This is a genomic window from Streptomyces sp. NPDC058284, assembly GCF_042881135.1.
Classification (GTDB): Bacteria; Actinomycetota; Actinomycetes; order Streptomycetales; family Streptomycetaceae; genus Streptomyces.
Genome location: NZ_JBHVYE010000002.1, coordinates 540,188 through 552,135, shown reverse-complemented (window position 1 = coordinate 552,135; position 11,948 = coordinate 540,188). Strand labels below are relative to the sequence as shown.

Below are 11,948 nucleotides of genomic sequence, written 5' to 3'. Positions count from 1 at the left end.
CCGGCGCGGCGGCACAAGATTTCCCTTCGGGCCCGTACACACCGCACACACCGCACGCGGACGTACCGGCGCCCGGCACCCGAGTGGATAGCGAAGAAACATGAACAAGCAGCAGCTGACCGACACCGTCATCGCCTTCTGGGAGCGGGCCACCGGCGAAGAGGGCCTCACCCCCGAGGACAACTTCTTCGACCTGGGCGGCGAGTCCCTGGTGGCCGCGAAGATCCTCGCCCTGATCGAGCGCGAGTACGGCCTCGAAGCGGAACTGCACCTGATATTCGACAACCCCACCATCGAGGAGTTCGTGGACGCCGTCGACGAGGAGCTGTCCGCCAAGGCACAGCAAGGGGCGGGCGCATGACCACGCGCGAGATGAAGTCGCTGTGGGGCGGCCCGGCGACGCCGGACTGCTTCCTGACGGCGTTCGTCCGCCGCGTCGCCGAACACCCGGACCGCGAGGCGGTGGTCGACGCCGGCCGCTCCTACACGTACGCGGAACTGGCGGCCTGGGCGCAGGCGGTCTCGGCCGATCTGGCGGCGGCCGGCGTGGGCGTCGGCGACCGGGTCGCGGTGTCCCGGCCGCGCGGCGCGGGCGCCGTCGCCGCGCTCTTCGCGGTGATGCTGCGCGGAGCCACCTACGTCCCGCTGGACCCCGAATACCCCGTCGAACGCCTCCAGTTCATGATCGACGACTGCGCGCCGCGCGCCGTCATCACCACCGAGCACACGCGCGTGCGCTACAGCGGCCCGATGGTGGACGTCGGCCGGGCGCCCGCCGTGCCCGAAGCCCTGGACCCGCGCCCGGTCGACTGCGATCCCGCGCTGGCCGCGTACGTCATCTACACCTCGGGCTCGACCGGCTGGCCCAAGGGCGTGGCCCTGAACCACCGCTGCATCGACGCGATGGTGGAGTGGCAGGCGTCCCACTCGCCGCGCCCCGACCTGCGCACCGCACAGTTCGCCCCGCTCAACTTCGACGTCTCGTTCCAGGAGATCCTGGGCACGCTGTGCGGCGGCGGCACGCTGGTGGTCATGCCGGAGGAGCTGCGCCGCGAACCGGCGCGGCTGCTGCGCTGGCTGGCCGAGCACCGGGTCGAGCGGCTGTTCCTGCCGTTCGTCGCCCTGCAGATGCTGGCCGTGACGGCGCGGGCCGACATCCTGGCCCAGCTGTCCCTGGTCGAGGTGAACACCGCCGGGGAGCAGGTCGTCTGCTCGGAGGACATCCGGGCGATGTTCGCCGCGCTGCCCGGCTGCCGCCTGGTCAACCACTACGGGCAGAGCGAGTCCGCGATGGTGACCTCGCACATCCTGGGCCCCGACCCGTACGCGTGGCCCCACCTGCCGCCGATCGGCGTCCCCCTGCCGGGGTGCGAGCTGCTCATCGACCCGGAGACTCCGCAGACGCCCCACATCGGCGAACTCCTCGTGGCCGGGCACCCGTTGTCGGACGGGTACCTGGGCCGGCCGGAGCTGACGGCCGAGCGCTACGTCACCATCGCGCCCTCGCCGGCCGGCCACACCCGGGCCTTCCGCACCGGCGACCTGGTGGAGCTCACCGACGACGGCGTGCGCTTCCTCTCCCGGGTGGACAGCCAGACCAAGATCCGCGGCATCCGCGTGGACCTCATGGAGGTCGACGCACAGCTGCTCGCCGACCCCGACATCGCGGCCGCCGCCACGGCCATGGTGACGACCGGGTCCGGCCACGCGAGCCTGCGCGCCGCGGTCGTCCTGCGCGAAGGGTGCGCCGGGCCGGTCGAGGCCACCGCGCTTGAGCGGCTGCGCAAGGTACTGCCGGAGGCCTCGGTCCCGGTCTCGGTGACGGAACTGCCCGAGCTGCCGAGGACACCGAGCGGGAAGATCGACCGTGACGCCGTCGTCGAGCTGATCAACGAGGACCGCGGCAGGCGCCGGCGGAACCGGAGCGGTCGCGCATGACCACGATCCTGCACGACAGGCCCGCGGACGCTGGCCAGTACGCGCTGTGGGCCGAGGCGACCATCGACCCGTCGATCAGCGGCGGCGGCTACTTCGTGGCTACCTTCCACGGCGCGGTCGACGCACGCCACCTGGAGGCCGCCGCACGGGCCGTGCTGCACCGGCACGAGCCGCTGCGGTCGGTACTGCGCCTCGTCGAGGGGCAGTTGCGCCAGTGCGTGCTGCCTGCCGAGGAGGCCTGCTCCTTCGAACGCGGCGACCTCCCTTGCGAGGACGGCGCCGAGCACGCGGCCGTCCGGGCCTGGCGCGAGCTGCCCGAACAGCACCGCCACTGGGACCTGGCCACCGAGGCGCCCATCCGCTTCCGGCTCCTCACCCACGCGCCCGACCGCTGCTCGGTCGTGTTCGAGGCCCATCACGCCGGGTTCGACGGGCGCAGCAAGTTCATCGTGGCCCGCGACTTCTCCGCCTTCCTGGCGGAGCTGAGAGCGGGCGGGGCGGTGAACCCGGCGCCGCTGGCCGCGCCCGACACACCCGTGGCCCCCCGCGAGGTGACCGAGGAGGCCGTCGAGTTCTGGCGCGCGGCCGTCGACAGGGCGACGCCGGTGGCGCTGCCCGAAGGCGGACGCCTGGGGCAGCGGACGGTCATCGCATCGCCGACGGTCGAACTGGACCCGGCCGCGGTCGCCACCCTTCGTACGACGGCGCAGACGCTGAAGGTGAGCACCTTCACCATGCTCCTGGCGGCGCTCACCCGGCAACTGGCGGTCTACGACAACACCGACCCGCTGCTCGCCCTGGCCTCCGACGTGAGCGACGAGCACACCGGCCACGTCGCCGGGCTCCAGATCAACGTGGTCCCGGTGGCCCTGCGGATCACCCGGGGCGCGTCGACCGAGGAGTCGGTGGCCACCGCGCGCCAGGCGCTGGCGCAACTGGCGCGCTACCGCCGCGTCCCCTTCGTCGACCTGGTCGCCGGTGTGCCCGGCAAGCCGATGGCGCGGCTCAGCACCGAACTCGGCCTGTCCTTCCCCCGGCCGCCCGCCGGGCTGGCCCTGGACATCCCGGGCCTGCGCTCCGCCTGGGACTTCTTCACACCGAACACCAACGCGGCCCTGGCGAGGACCCTGCAGATCCGGGCGGACTGGCCGCGGTGCCGGGTGCGCCTCGACTACCGGGGGGACCTCATGGGGGCGGCGGAGGCCGAGCAGCTCCTGACCGACTTCCGCACCGCCGTCCACGACCTCGCCGCCGGCCGCACGACGTCCTCGGTCCGTCCGGCGCGCGCGGACCGCCCGGATCCCGCCACCGGCGGAACCCCGTACCTGTGCGGAGACCTCCGCGCGGGGACCGTACGCGACGACGACGCTCCCCACCCGCCCGGCCTGGCGCCCACGGACGGGGCCGCGTTCACGGTGCACGGCCCGTCGGGGCAGGCGCTGCCGCGCTCCATCGCGGGTACGGTGCGGGCCCTGCTGCCCGACGGCCGCGAGGTCCTGACCGACGACTGCGGATATGTCGCCGCCGACGGCCGGGTGCGGCTCCTCGGTCCGCGGGACGGCCGGTGGATCCGCACCCGCAGCCTGATCGACGCCTCCGCCGTGGCCCGCGTCGCCCGCACCCACCCCTGGGTCCGCCAGGCGCAGGTGCGGCTGGAGAAGGCCCGGACGGAGACCGCGGTGCTCACCGTGACCGGGCCCGCGAAGGACGCCCCGAGCGCACGCGACATCCGCGCCCATCTGCGCACCTGGCTGCACGGCAGCGACTTGCCGGGCCGCATCAGAATCACCGTTTCCGACCCCGACATCAGCACCGACCCCGACATCAGCACCGACCCCGACATCAGCACCGCCGCTGACAGTGAAGAAGGATGACCATGGACGAGCTTTCGGCAGCAGTGATCGCGGGCGCCGCGCCCGACGTACTGGAACGCCTCCCGGTCCCCGGCGAGTACAACGCGGCCTACCTGCGCGCCGAGGACACCGGCATGTTCTCCGGTGTGGCGGACAAGGACGTCCGCAAATCGATCCACCTCGGCAAGGTCCCGATGCCGGAACTGGCCCCCGACGAGGTGCTGGTCGCCGTGATGGCGGCGGCGATGAACTACAACACGATCTGGTCCGCGACCTTCGAGCCGCTGCCCACCTTCAACTTCCTGCGCCACTACGGCAAGCAGGGCGGCTGGGCCGCCCGGCACGACCAGCCCTACCACGTGCTCGGCTCGGACGCCGCCGGAGTGATCGTGCGGGTCGGTGACGGCGTGCGCAACTGGAAGGTCGGCGACCACGTCGCGGTCGCGACGGCCCACGTCGACGACCAGGAACCGCTCACCCAGCACGACGGCATGCTCGGTGACGAGCAGCGCGCCTGGGGCTTCGAGACGAACTTCGGCGGCCTCGCCGACTACGCGGTCGTCCGGGCCAGCCAGCTGCTGCCCAAGGCGGCCCACCTCACCTGGGAGGAGGCGGCCAGCAACCCGCTGTGCGCCGGCACGGCCTACCGGATGCTCGTCAGCGAGCGCGGCGCCAACATGCGCCAGGGCGATGTGGTGCTCGTGTGGGGCGCGGCGGGCGGTCTCGGCGGCTACGCGGTGCAGTTCGTCCGCAACGGCGGCGGCATACCGATCGGCATCGTCAGTTCGGACCACAAGGCCGAGCTCGCCCGCAAGCTCGGCTGCGAGCTGGTCATCGACCGGCGCGAGATCGGTGAGATCTCCGCCGATCCGGATGTCACCGTGAAGGCGGGCAAGCGGCTCGGCAAGATCATCAGGCGTGAGATCGGCGAGGACCCGAACATCGTCTTCGAGCATGTCGGCCGCGAGACCTTCGGCCTCTCGGTGTTCGTCGCCAGGCGCGGCGGCACCATCGTCACCTGCGGGTCGAGCACGGGCTACCAGCACACCTTCGACAACCGCTACCTCTGGATGCGGCTGAAGAAGATCGTCGGCAGCCACGGGGCCAACCTGTACGAGCAGTGGCAGGCGAACCGCCTCATCCAGCGCGGCCGGGTGCTGCCGATGCTGTCCGAGGTGTACCCGTTCGAGGAGACGGGCGAGGCCGCACGCATGATCCAGCTGAACGAACACCTCGGCAAGGTCGGCGTCCTCTGCCTGGCGCCGTCCGGCGGCCTCGGCGTCACCGACCCCGGGCTGCGCTCGCAGATCGGCGAGGACCGGATCGCCCCGCTGAGGACGGCATGACGCCGCCGTCCCCGACCGCAGACACAGGAAAGGCGCAGGAACAGATGCAACGTGTCCGAGTGGTGGTCGCCAAGCCGGGCCTCGACGGCCACGACCGAGGTGCCAAGGTGGTGGCGCGGGCGCTGCGCGACGCCGGCATGGAGGTCATCTACACCGGGTTGCGCCAGAGCCCCGAGCACGTCGTCCGCACCGCGCTGGAGGAGGGCGCCGACGCCGTCGGCCTGTCCCTGCTGTCGGGCGCCCATATGGAACTGGTGCCGCGCGTACTGAAGTTGCTCGCCGAGAACGATGCGGCGGACCTGCCGGTCTTCTGCGGCGGCATCATCCCGCCGGAGGACGCGCGGCTGCTCACCGACATGGGCGTACGCCGGATCTTCACCTCCCGCGACTCCCTGCCCGAGATCGTCGACTGGGCACGCGCCAACCTGCGCCCGCTGGAGGTGGCCGAGTGAGCGTGCGGCCGCTTCGAGCGACGCTGGAATCCGCACGGCGGGGTGACGTCCGGGCGCTGGCCCGGCTCATGGGGCGCGCGGAGAACCACGCCCTCACGGAGGCCGACCTCAGTGCTCCGGAGATTCCGGAACCGGCCCCGGGGGCCTGCGCGGTGATCGGCCTGACCGGTCCGCCGGGAGTCGGCAAGTCGACGTTCACCTCCTGCCTCGTCGCGGAGTACCGGCGGCGCGGGAAGCGGGTGGCGGTGCTCTGCTTCGATCCGTCGTCGCCGTTGACCGGTGGCGCGCTGCTCGGGGACCGCATCCGCATGCAGGAGCACGCGGACGACGCCGGGGTGTACATCCGGTCGGTGTCCAGCCGCGGCCATCTCGGCGGGCTCTCGGCCACCGCCCGGCCCATGATCTCGGTCCTGGCCCGGGCCGGGTTCGACGTCGTCCTGATCGAGACGGTCGGGGCCGGGCAGTCGGAGGTCGAGATCGCGTCGGTCGCGGACCGGACCGTCGTCGTCCTCGCGCCCGGAGCGGGTGACGGCATCCAGCTGGCCAAGGCCGGTGTGCTGGAGATCGCCGACCTGTACGTCGTGAACAAGGCGGACCAGGACGGAGTCCACGCGATGGTCCGCGAACTGCGGGCCATGGTCGCGCTCGGCACGCGCGACATCTCGGTCGTGACCACCACGGCGAGCCGCGGCGAGGGCGCCGCCGAGGTCATCACGGCCCTCGGCGCCGAAGGACCGGCCGCCCCGGACGGCGGGCACCACGCCTGACACCACCCGCGTCCCGCCCTCGACCCGCTCCCGCGCACCGCGTACTTCCCCCCGCGCACCGCGTACTTCCCCCCGCGCACCGCGTACTTCCCCCCGAGGACCGCGCGACTCCCGGACGGCCGGTCACCGCTCTTCGGGGCGCCCGGCCTCCGGGGGGACGTCCGCGGGCGGTGACTGCGCGGCGACCTCGTTCAGGAGCGGGAACAGCCTGGTCACCGCGGCCACGGGCATGGTTCCCGGCACGGACCCGTGATCCCGCTCGCGGTATCCGGCAAGCAGGAGGCGTACGGAGGCGGCGAGTTCGGCCATCTCCGCCGGGGTGAGGTGGACGACGGCGCTGAAGGATTCGTCATGGCGCCACTCGGCCGGTGCCCCGTCCCGGTGGCTCAGCCAGTGCTGGTAGCTCTCGTCCTCCAACCCGCGTGCGAGGTCGTCGAACCGCTCCGGCGCCTCCTGCTCCGGCCGGTCCGAGGACTCCCACCGCAGCCGCCACGGCCGCGCCCGCCCGCCCTGGTGCGGCACCTCCTCGATGAGGCCGTGCCGGGCGAGTTGGCGCAGGTGGAAGGAGCAGAGGCCGGAGCTGTGGCCGAGGCGGGCGGCGGCCTGGGTGGACGTGACGGTGCCGACCTCGGCCAGCAGGTCAAGCAGGGCCACGCGCACGGGATGGTCCGGGAGTGACTGTCGGGCACGGCTCAACGGACGCTCCCTGGAGGCTGCTTGACGGTCTTTGTCGCTCACTTTGCAAAGGCTGCTACTTTGGAAAGCATTCGGTCAAGCTGGGCAACCGCCGACCGGGGATCGACTCCCCGGTCGGCGCGCGCATGTGCGGAAGGCGTTGAAACTCCATGGCTGTTCGGAACGGTGACATCTCACAGGACCGCCGGGTGCGGGTGCAGGGGGAACCGGTCGATTCCTACCCGCGGTTGGCCCCGGAGGTCGAGCGGGGTTCGGTGCGCCGCATCACCGTCGTGGGGGAGGAGATCCTGAGCCGGCGGTGCCGGGAGGTCACCGAGTTCGGCACGCCCGAGCTCTCGCAGCTGATCGACGACATGTTCGCCACCAACCAGGTCGCGGACGGCGCGGGCCTCGCGGCCAACCAGATCGGCGTGGATCTGCAGCTGTTCATGTGGGACATCGTGGACGACTGGGGCGTGCGCCATGTCGGGCACATCGCCAATCCGGTCCTCGACGAGATCGAGACCGACGAGCGCGTCCTGGTGGAGGAGACGGAGGGGTGCCTGTCCGTCCCGGGCCCCTACCGCATGGTGCCCCGCCTCGACCGTGCCGTCGTACGCGGCCAGGACAAGGACGGCAAGCCCCTGGTGATCGAGGGCAGGGGCTACTTCGCCCGGTGCCTCCAGCACGAGACGGACCACCTGCACGGCCACCTCTACCTGGACCGGCTCAGCAAGCGGGAACGAAAGTCCGCGCTGCGCGAGATGGAGGACTCCAAGGAGAAGATGTTCGCCCGGCGGGCCGCCAACGCCGAGAAGCTGGGCAAGTGACGCCGCGGGGCGCCGGGCGCCCCGCGCCGCGCACGGAAGCGGTGTGACCGTGCGCACGTTGCACGACCGCCCCCGCATACGGTGAGGTTGAGCCATGCTGACGCGAATCGATCACATCGGGATCGCCTGTTTCGACCTCGACGAGACCATCGAGTTCTACCGTGCGACGTACGGTTTCGAGGTCCTGCACATCGAGGCCAACGAGGAACAGGGCCTGCGTGAGGCGATGTTGCGGATCAACGGAACCGATGACGGGGGCGCCTCCTACCTCCAGCTCCTGGAGTCGACCCGGGAGGACTCCGTGGTGGGCAAGTGGCTGGCCAAGAACGGCGAGGGCGTGCACCACATCGCCTTCGGCACGGCGGACGTGGACGGCGACGCCGAGGCCATCCGGGGCAAGGGCGTGCGGGTGCTCTACGACGAGCCCCGCATCGGCTCCATGGGCTCCCGGATCACCTTCCTGCACCCCAAGGACTGCCACGGCGTCCTGACCGAACTCGTCACCGCCGCGCCGCAGGACCCGGCCGGGCACTGAACCGCCCGACTCCGGCGGCGCGGCGTCGCCGTCAGATGTCCCGGAACGTCTCGATCTGCGCCCCCACCGAGTTCAGCCGCTCCGCCAGGTCCTCGTAGCCGCGATTGATCACGTACACGTTCCGCAGGACAGACGTGCCCTCGGCCGCCATCATCGCGAGCAGTACGACCACGGCGGGGCGCAGCGCGGGCGGGCACATCATCTCGGCGGCCCGCCAGCGGGTCGGGCCCTCCACAAGCACCCGGTGCGGGTCGAGGAGCTGGAGGCGGCCGCCGAGGCGGTTCAGGTCGGTCAGGTAGATCGCGCGATTGTCGTAGACCCAGTCGTGGATCAGCGTCTTGCCCTGGGCCGCCGCCGCGATGGCCGCGAAGAAGGGGACGTTGTCGATGTTCAGGCCCGGGAACGGCATCGGGTGGATCTTGTCGATCGGCGCCTCCAGCTTGGAGGGGCGAACCGTGAGGTCGATCAGGCGCGTACGGCCGTTGTCGGCCGCGTACTCCGCGGTGCGGTCGTGGTCGAGGCCCATCTCGTCGAGGACCGCGAGCTCGATCTCCAGGAACTCGATCGGCACCCGGCGGACCGTCAACTCGGACTCCGTGACGACGGCGGCGGCGAGCAGGCTCATCGCCTCGACCGGGTCCTCGGAGGGGCAGTAGTCGACGTCGACGTCGATGGTGGGGACGCCGTGCACGGTCAGCGTGGTCGTGCCGATGCCGTCGACCCGTACGCCGAGCGCCTCCAGGAAGAAGCACAGGTCCTGGACCATGTAGTTCGACGACGCGTTGCGGATGACGGTCGTGCCCGCGCTGCGCGCCGCGGCCAGCAGCGCGTTCTCGGTGACCGTGTCCCCGCGCTCGGTGAGGACGATGGGGCGGTCGGGGGAGACGTCGCGCGCCACCTCCGCGTGGTACAGCCCCTCGGTCGCCGCGATCTCCAGGCCGAACCGGCGCAGCGCGATCATGTGTGGCTCGATCGTACGGGTGCCCAGGTCGCAGCCGCCCGCGTACGGCAGCTTGAAGTGGTCGAGGCGGTGCAGCAGCGGGCCGAGGAACATGATGATCGAGCGGGTGCGGCGCGCGGCCTCCGCGTCGATGGCGTCCAGGTCGAGGCGGGCCGGCGGCACGATCTCCAGGTCGACGCCCTCGTTGATCCAACGGGTGCGTACGCCGATGGAGTTGAGCACCTCCAGAAGGCGGTAGACCTCCTCGATGCGGGCGACGCGGCGCAGCACCGTGCGGCCCTTGTTCAGCAGGGACGCGCAGAGCAGCGCCACGCACGCGTTCTTGCTCGTCTTGACGTCGATGGAGCCGGAGAGCCGGCGGCCGCCGACCACCCGCAGGTGCATCGGCCCGGCATAGCCGAGCGACACGATCTCGCTGTCGAGCGCCTCGCCGATCCGGGCGATCATCTCAAGGCTGATGTTCTGGTTGCCGCGCTCGATGCGGTTCACGGCGCTCTGGCTGGTGGCGAGCGCCTCGGCGAGCTGCGTCTGTGTCCAGCCCCGATGCTGCCGGGCATCACGGATGAGCTTGCCGATGCGTACGAGGTAGTCGTCTGCCATGTGTCGCAGGCTATCTCAGATATGAGATGAAGTGCGCGCCGGGGTAAGCCATTCGGGGAGAGGCCGTCCGAGGGATCAGCCGCAGCCGCAGGAGGCGTGCCGCCCGCCGTGCACGGAGGCGTACGCAGTGGGCCGGGGGCCCGCCGCCGCCCGCGTCACCCGGGCGGCGGCCGCGCGCCCTGCCGACGACTGCGCGTCATGCACCACTGTGCCTCCGACGAGCGTGAGGCGCACCTCGGCAGAGCTGATATCGGCCACCGGACACCGCGTCACATCGCGGTCGAGCACTACGAGATCGGCTGCTTTTCCTCTCTCCACGGTCCCCGTGAGGTGCTCCGAGCGCAGCTGACGCGCGGTGCCCAAGGTGTGCATGAGCAGGGATGATGTTCGGCTGATCCCCTCCTGCGCGCGGTAGAGGTCGCCCTCGCCCTCCCTGCCCTCGCGGTCGATCGCCGTGCGGATCTGGTTCCAGACCTGTAGGGGGTCGACCGGCCAGTCCGAGCCACCCGCGAGCGCCGCGCGCCGCTCCCGCAGACTGCGCGCCGGGTACAGCCGCCGGTGGCGTTCCGCGCCGATGTAGGGCAGCAGGGACTCCATGGTCCAGATGTTGCGCGTGGCCCACTGGAGCTGCATGCACGCGACGACGCCGAGCGCGGCGAAGCGGGGCAGGTCGGTGGGGTCGACCAGCTGGAGATGGGCCGTGGTGTTGCGCAGATCGCGGCGGCCGGTCCTGCGCAGGGCGTACGCGTACCCGTCGAGCGAGGTGCGCACGGCGCGGTCGCCGATGGCGTGGGCGTGCATCTGCCAGCCCTCGGCGTTGAAGGCGGCGCTGAGCCGGCCGTAGTCGGCGGCGCCCACGTACAGGTCGCCGCGGTGGTCCGTCGGCCTGCCGTCCTCGTCCAGGTAGGGATCGAGCAGCGCGGCGGTCTGCGCCGGGTACTCGATGACGCCGTCGAGGAAGACCTTGACCGTGCCGAAGCGCAGTCCGCGTACGTCCGCGAACTCCGCGCGCAGCCCCTTCGCGTACGCGACCGCGGCGGCCGGGTCCTTCGCCAGGTCGGCGTCGATGCGCAGGGCGGGCACGATGCGCTGGGGCAGCCGCCCGGACCCGGCGAGCCGCTGATAGAGCTTCAGCTCGTCCTGGCCCACCACGGCTTCCATGAACGTGGTGATCCCGGACGCGGCGGCCTCGGCGAGGATCTTCGCGGCGGCGTCGGCCAGCATGGCACCGTCGGGCTCGGGGATGTGCCGGGAGACGAGCGGCTGGGCGTCGTCCTTGAGCACGCCGGTCGGCTCGCCGTCGGCACCCTTGACGATCTTGCCGCCGACCGGGTCGGGGGTACTCGCGGTGATCTTCGCGATGTCCAGGGCGCGCTGATTGGCCCACAGGTTGTGGCCGTCGCCGCCGCGCAGGGCGATGGGGCGCCGGGTCGGCAGGGCGTCGAGCAGGGAGTGGTGCGGGGCGGTGCCGTGCGGGAGCAGGCCGACCGGATTCCAGTCCTCCACCACCAGCCAGCCGTCGGGCTCCTGCTCGGCGGAGTCCTCCAGGAACCCGGTCAGCGTCTCGCGCAGCTCCTCGACGCTCTGCTCGGCGCCCGCGAGCGAGGGCCGCAGCGAGCGGTTCGCGGCGTCCATCGGGTGGGCGTGGCCGTCGTGGATTCCGCTCATCAGGGTGCCGCCCCGCGCGTCCACGACATCCGTGTCGCGCCCGGCGAAGCGCCGCACGGCGGCGTCCGTGCCGACGGCGAGTATCCGCCCGTCCCGCCCGACGGCCACCGCCTCGGGTTGCCGGCCGTGGTCCGAAGTGCCGGTGAAGACACGGGCGTTGTGCACGACGAGGGCGGCGGAGCGGCGGGGCGAGGAGGCCGCGGCGGGCCCCGCGGCGGTGGCGGTGAGGCCTACGGCTCCCGCGGCCGCGAGGACGCCTCGCCGGGAGAAGGAAGGACGAGGACGAGGCGCGGGCGGCGATACGGGCGGCTGCTGGGGCATGT

At 72.0% G+C, this 11,948-nt stretch carries 11 protein-coding genes; 8 read left to right on the top strand and 3 right to left on the bottom strand.

The features are described 5' to 3' along the window. The first annotated feature begins 100 nt into the window (after nucleotides 1-100). The 6 genes from ACFVYR_RS05670 to meaB are packed head-to-tail and all read left to right on the top strand — an operon-like array spanning nucleotide 101 to nucleotide 6,356. On the top strand, nucleotides 101-361 hold the full coding sequence (locus tag ACFVYR_RS05670) for an acyl carrier protein (RefSeq protein WP_384257861.1): 261 nt from the start codon (nucleotides 101-103) through the stop codon (nucleotides 359-361). Beyond that, on the top strand, nucleotides 358-1,938 hold the full coding sequence (locus ACFVYR_RS05665) for an amino acid adenylation domain-containing protein (RefSeq protein ID WP_384257859.1): 1,581 nt from the start codon (nucleotides 358-360) through the stop codon (nucleotides 1,936-1,938). Before ACFVYR_RS05670 ends, ACFVYR_RS05665 begins: the two co-directional genes overlap by 4 nt. Then, nucleotides 1,935-3,812 (top strand): condensation domain-containing protein, encoded by a 1,878-nt coding sequence (locus ACFVYR_RS05660; RefSeq protein WP_384257856.1) that lies wholly within the window; start codon nucleotides 1,935-1,937, stop codon nucleotides 3,810-3,812. The genes ACFVYR_RS05665 and ACFVYR_RS05660 overlap by 4 nt, the downstream gene beginning before the upstream one ends. 2 nt (nucleotides 3,813-3,814) lie before the next feature. Further along, nucleotides 3,815-5,137: a crotonyl-CoA carboxylase/reductase gene (gene ccrA, locus ACFVYR_RS05655; protein WP_384257854.1), complete on the top strand. Its 1,323-nt coding sequence runs from the start codon at nucleotides 3,815-3,817 to the stop codon at nucleotides 5,135-5,137. Between the two features lie 44 nt (nucleotides 5,138-5,181). Further along, nucleotides 5,182-5,589: a cobalamin B12-binding domain-containing protein gene (locus tag ACFVYR_RS05650; RefSeq protein WP_384257851.1), complete on the top strand. Its 408-nt coding sequence runs from the start codon at nucleotides 5,182-5,184 to the stop codon at nucleotides 5,587-5,589. A 2-nt stretch (nucleotides 5,590-5,591) separates the two neighbouring features. Then, nucleotides 5,592-6,356, top strand: coding sequence for a methylmalonyl Co-A mutase-associated GTPase MeaB (gene meaB / locus ACFVYR_RS05645; protein WP_384257849.1), 765 nt, complete (start codon nucleotides 5,592-5,594; stop codon nucleotides 6,354-6,356). A 123-nt stretch (nucleotides 6,357-6,479) separates the two neighbouring features. On the opposite strand, the gene ACFVYR_RS05640 is transcribed toward meaB, so the two are convergent. After that, nucleotides 6,480-7,094: a helix-turn-helix domain-containing protein gene (locus ACFVYR_RS05640; RefSeq protein ID WP_384257846.1), complete on the bottom strand. Its 615-nt coding sequence runs from the start codon at nucleotides 7,092-7,094 to the stop codon at nucleotides 6,480-6,482. A 107-nt stretch (nucleotides 7,095-7,201) separates the two neighbouring features. Here ACFVYR_RS05640 and def point away from each other — a divergent pair, with 107 nt between their 5' ends. Both def and mce read left to right on the top strand, forming a co-directional pair. After that, nucleotides 7,202-7,861: a peptide deformylase gene (gene def / locus ACFVYR_RS05635; protein WP_384257844.1), complete on the top strand. Its 660-nt coding sequence runs from the start codon at nucleotides 7,202-7,204 to the stop codon at nucleotides 7,859-7,861. Nucleotides 7,862-7,955: 94 nt separating this feature from the next. Then, nucleotides 7,956-8,396, top strand: coding sequence for a methylmalonyl-CoA epimerase (gene mce / locus ACFVYR_RS05630; RefSeq protein WP_384257842.1), 441 nt, complete (start codon nucleotides 7,956-7,958; stop codon nucleotides 8,394-8,396). A 31-nt stretch (nucleotides 8,397-8,427) separates the two neighbouring features. Here mce and ACFVYR_RS05625 read toward each other — a convergent pair whose 3' ends face one another. Both ACFVYR_RS05625 and ACFVYR_RS05620 read right to left on the bottom strand, forming a co-directional pair. Next, the gene (locus ACFVYR_RS05625) at nucleotides 8,428-9,957 is read right to left on the bottom strand and encodes a helix-turn-helix domain-containing protein (RefSeq protein WP_384257839.1); all 1,530 of its coding nucleotides are present in this window, start codon (nucleotides 9,955-9,957) and stop codon (nucleotides 8,428-8,430) included. Between the two features lie 75 nt (nucleotides 9,958-10,032). Beyond that, nucleotides 10,033-11,946 (bottom strand): amidohydrolase, encoded by a 1,914-nt coding sequence (locus ACFVYR_RS05620; RefSeq protein ID WP_384257837.1) that lies wholly within the window; start codon nucleotides 11,944-11,946, stop codon nucleotides 10,033-10,035. Between the last annotated feature and the right edge of the window lie 2 nt (nucleotides 11,947-11,948).

What these genes read in the sequence shown, in the direction of transcription:
- ACFVYR_RS05670 (WP_384257861.1), top strand. Translation starts at nt 101, where the DNA reads ATGAACAAGCAGCAGCTGACCGACACCGTCATCGCCTTCTGGGAGCGG.
- ACFVYR_RS05665 (WP_384257859.1), top strand. Translation starts at nt 358, where the DNA reads ATGACCACGCGCGAGATGAAGTCGCTGTGGGGCGGCCCGGCGACGCCG.
- ACFVYR_RS05660 (WP_384257856.1), top strand. Translation starts at nt 1,935, where the DNA reads ATGACCACGATCCTGCACGACAGGCCCGCGGACGCTGGCCAGTACGCG.
- ccrA (WP_384257854.1), top strand. Translation starts at nt 3,815, where the DNA reads ATGGACGAGCTTTCGGCAGCAGTGATCGCGGGCGCCGCGCCCGACGTA.
- ACFVYR_RS05650 (WP_384257851.1), top strand. Translation starts at nt 5,182, where the DNA reads ATGCAACGTGTCCGAGTGGTGGTCGCCAAGCCGGGCCTCGACGGCCAC.
- def (WP_384257844.1), top strand. Translation starts at nt 7,202, where the DNA reads ATGGCTGTTCGGAACGGTGACATCTCACAGGACCGCCGGGTGCGGGTG.
- mce (WP_384257842.1), top strand. Translation starts at nt 7,956, where the DNA reads ATGCTGACGCGAATCGATCACATCGGGATCGCCTGTTTCGACCTCGAC.
- ACFVYR_RS05625 (WP_384257839.1), bottom strand. Translation starts at nt 9,957, where the DNA reads ATGGCAGACGACTACCTCGTACGCATCGGCAAGCTCATCCGTGATGCC.
- ACFVYR_RS05620 (WP_384257837.1), bottom strand. Translation starts at nt 11,946, where the DNA reads ATGCCCCAGCAGCCGCCCGTATCGCCGCCCGCGCCTCGTCCTCGTCCT.